Source organism: Actinopolyspora alba, assembly GCF_900112765.1.
Classification (GTDB): domain Bacteria; phylum Actinomycetota; class Actinomycetes; order Mycobacteriales; family Pseudonocardiaceae; genus Actinopolyspora; species Actinopolyspora alba.
Genome location: NZ_FOMZ01000034.1, coordinates 1 through 1,702 on the forward strand (window position 1 = coordinate 1; position 1,702 = coordinate 1,702).

A 1,702-nucleotide genomic window follows, 5' to 3' on the forward strand; every position below is an offset into this window, starting at 1 on the left:
CAAGTGGGGAGCCGAAGGCCCCGACCGGTTCGACTGCTCCGGACTCATGCAATCGGCCTACCGGCACGCGGGGTTGACCATTCCGCGGACTTCCGGGCAGCAGTACCACGCCGGGAAACACGTCCCCGTGGACCAGGCCCGACCCGGTGACCTTATTTTCTGGGCCGACGCGGCGGGCAATCCGTCCGCGATTCACCACGTGGCCCTCTACATCGGCAACAACCAGGTGATCCAAGCCCCGCAGACCGGCGAGACGGTCAAAATTTCCGACATCTGGGACAGCGAACTCGTCCCGAAAGCCACCCGACCCGCCTAGCGAGGAACCGATGAACCAGCCCTCCCCCAACAGCCAACCGCAACCCCAGCAGCCGCTACAGGGCATCCCCTACCGGGGCACACCCCCACACGGCCAGCAACAGCCACCGAACAGCCCGAACGGGGCGCGTGGCTTGGCCGAGTACTTCCGCAGTGGACAGCGGCCCGGCGACGCCGGGGGATACCTCGTGTTGCCGATGCCGCTGATCCAGGCCATGCCGCCCCCCTGGCAACAGGCCATGATCCAACTACTGGAGCAGTACGGGCAGAACTACGGCGCGACCATGCCCGAGCGCTACCACGTGCAGGCCACCGAATCCCGTCCCGTCTCCGCCTGTGACGAAGCCCAGCTCGCAGCCGTGGGCATCACCGCTGACTTCGACGAGCAGGGCGACGAACTCGTCTACACCGACCCGGACGGGCAGACCATCACCAACCCCGACCAGCGCCGCATTTACGTCGCCGTGGCCGATCCCGCCACACAACCCAGCAACGCCACAACCCAGCAACACCGGTAATACGGAATTACGGGTTTACAGAACAGGAGGAACCGCCATGAGCACGGCAACCACGGCCCGCACCATGCTCGACACCACACCGCCCCAACTGGTCATCACCAGCCCTACCGGCGACATGCTCGACACCCGCAGCCACCCGACCCTCGGCACCGCCGACGCCGAGACCCTGCTCACCGAACACGGCTGGACCCGTGCCGACGCGTGGCACCCCGAATACGACTTCGAGGACGACGGAAACCTCACGCTGGTCGGCTACACCACCACCGTCCGCTAACCCACCCCGAGACGAAACGAGCCCCCGGCCTCGACGAGACCGGGGGCTCACCTGCTTCGGCGTTGTTCAGCCGAACCGACCGGACTTCACCGCCGCCACGAACGCGCCGAACGCGTCCGCGCCGAACGCGAGCGTGGTCCGCTCGCGGGAGTCCGCGGACTCCTTCGTGTCCTGCACACCGGCGAACTCACCCGCACGGCCAACGGCCACGCAGTCTTGAGCGCCCGATGAATAGCTCGACTTCCTGAACTGAGCCGACGTGCGCAGCATTTCCGTTGTCATTGCGCGTGGTCTCCTTCCTGGTGACAGAGGCGAGAGTACGGGACAGGCGGGGCTCATCGGATCATGCTGTGAGCAATCTGCTCGATCCGGGATCGGGAGTCGTCCAGCCCGAGCGCCTGTTGAAACGCCGTATCGAACGCGGACGAGTGCCGCCGCACCGAGGGGTACGACTCGATGAATCCCGAGGTCGCCACGGACTCACTGAACACTACGTCGGGGTCCTGGTCCTCGGGGAACGTCAGCACGGCGAACGTCTGTCCCTGGACGACCTGCTCACCGGCCTCGAACGGCAGCACGAACACCTCGACATCCG

5 protein-coding genes are annotated in these 1,702 nt (G+C 66.2%); 3 read left to right on the plus strand and 2 right to left on the minus strand.

All coding sequences use genetic code 11. From position 1 onward, the window contains the following. From BM150_RS23480 to BM150_RS23490, 3 genes are all read left to right on the plus strand, one after another. Nucleotides 1-316, plus strand: a 316-nt coding sequence (locus tag BM150_RS23480) for a C40 family peptidase (protein ID WP_139219654.1), incomplete at its 5' end; no start/stop codon positions are given. Nucleotides 317-326: 10 nt separating this feature from the next. Next, on the plus strand, nt 327-833 hold the full coding sequence (locus tag BM150_RS23485) for a hypothetical protein (RefSeq protein WP_139219655.1): 507 nt from the start codon (nt 327-329) through the stop codon (nt 831-833). Between the two features lie 37 nt (nt 834-870). Next, nucleotides 871-1,107, plus strand: a complete 237-nt coding sequence (locus tag BM150_RS23490) for a hypothetical protein (RefSeq protein WP_092930280.1) — start codon at nt 871-873, stop codon at nt 1,105-1,107. A gap of 66 nt (nt 1,108-1,173) precedes the next feature. Here BM150_RS23490 and BM150_RS23495 read toward each other — a convergent pair whose 3' ends face one another. Beyond that, a complete protein-coding gene (locus tag BM150_RS23495) occupies nt 1,174-1,389 on the minus strand; it encodes a DUF397 domain-containing protein (RefSeq protein ID WP_217641906.1) in 216 nt (71 codons plus the stop codon). A 53-nt stretch (nt 1,390-1,442) separates the two neighbouring features. Then, the coding region (locus BM150_RS24355; protein WP_217641907.1) for a Scr1 family TA system antitoxin-like transcriptional regulator at nt 1,443-1,702 on the minus strand (260 nt) is incomplete at its 5' end.